This window comes from Cohnella pontilimi (assembly GCF_005049045.1).
GTDB lineage: Bacteria > Bacillota > Bacilli > Paenibacillales > Paenibacillaceae > Cohnella > Cohnella pontilimi.
Genome location: NZ_SUPK01000023.1, coordinates 1 through 1,110, shown reverse-complemented (window position 1 = coordinate 1,110; position 1,110 = coordinate 1). Strand labels below are relative to the sequence as shown.

General features: G+C 55.1%; 2 tRNA genes and 3 rRNA genes. All 5 read right to left on the bottom strand.

The features are described from left to right. Positions 1-122, bottom strand: a 23S ribosomal RNA gene (locus tag E5161_RS20615); the annotation flags it as partial. Positions 123-219: 97 nt separating this feature from the next. Continuing rightward, positions 220-295, bottom strand: a tRNA-Ala gene (locus tag E5161_RS20610). A gap of 77 nt (positions 296-372) precedes the next feature. Beyond that, positions 373-449, bottom strand: a tRNA-Ile gene (locus E5161_RS20605). A gap of 40 nt (positions 450-489) precedes the next feature. Beyond that, positions 490-606 (bottom strand): 5S ribosomal RNA (rrf, locus tag E5161_RS20600). 93 nt (positions 607-699) lie between these two features. Beyond that, positions 700-1,110 (bottom strand): 16S ribosomal RNA (locus tag E5161_RS20595); the annotation flags it as partial.

The window sequence follows — 1,110 nt, the reverse complement described above, 5'->3', positions numbered from 1 at the left end:
CCCATTCGGAAATCTCCGGATCAAAGCCCACTTACGGCTCCCCGAAGCATATCGCTGTTCGTCGCGTCCTTCGTCGGCTCCTGGCGCCTAGGCATCCACCGTGCGCCCTTATTAGCTTAACCTGTTAAGTTAAAAACAAAGGTGGCTTTCGATGATGTTTCATCAGCGCAATTGATGTTTCGTTTCGCTATCCAGTTTTCAAGGTGCAAGAACAGAACATGGTGGAGACGAGGAGGATCGAACTCCTGACCCCCTGCGTGCAAGGCAGGTGCTCTCCCAGCTGAGCTACGTCCCCATGATATTTCCCCACAAAGTGACGTTAAGCTTCGCAGCTTATTCCGATTCCTTTGCGTGGACCCCGAAAGGCAAGTATGGTTGGCCTTAGTGGACTCGAACCACCGACCTCACCCTTATCAGGGGTGCGCTCTAACCAGCTGAGCTAAAGGCCAATATTGATCGAGCCGTGAATAGACCCGTTTAATTGGGCCTGCCTGGCGACGTCCTACTCTCCCAGGACCCTGCGGTCCAAGTACCATCGGCGCTGGAGGGCTTAACGGTCGTGTTCGGGATGGGTACGCGTGGAACCCCTCCGCCATCGCCACCAGACAGGTTGTTTGAAAGGATACGCTTTCGCATTACCCCTTCAAAACTGAACTCGAGCGTAATCGGACTTATTAATGCCCTTAAAGGGCTCCTTAGAAAGGAGGTGATCCAGCCGCACCTTCCGATACGGCTACCTTGTTACGACTTCACCCCAATCATCTACCCCACCTTCGACGGCTGGCTCCTTGCGGTTACCCCACCGGCTTCGGGTGTTGTAAACTCTCGTGGTGTGACGGGCGGTGTGTACAAGACCCGGGAACGTATTCACCGCGGCATGCTGATCCGCGATTACTAGCAATTCCGACTTCATGCAGGCGAGTTGCAGCCTGCAATCCGAACTGAGACCGGCTTTGCTGGGATTGGCTCCGCCTCGCGGCTTCGCAACCCGTTGTACCGGCCATTGTAGTACGTGTGTAGCCCAGGTCATAAGGGGCATGATGATTTGACGTCATCCCCGCCTTCCTCCGGTTTGTCACCGGCAGTCAGCCTAGAGTGCCCACCTTAACG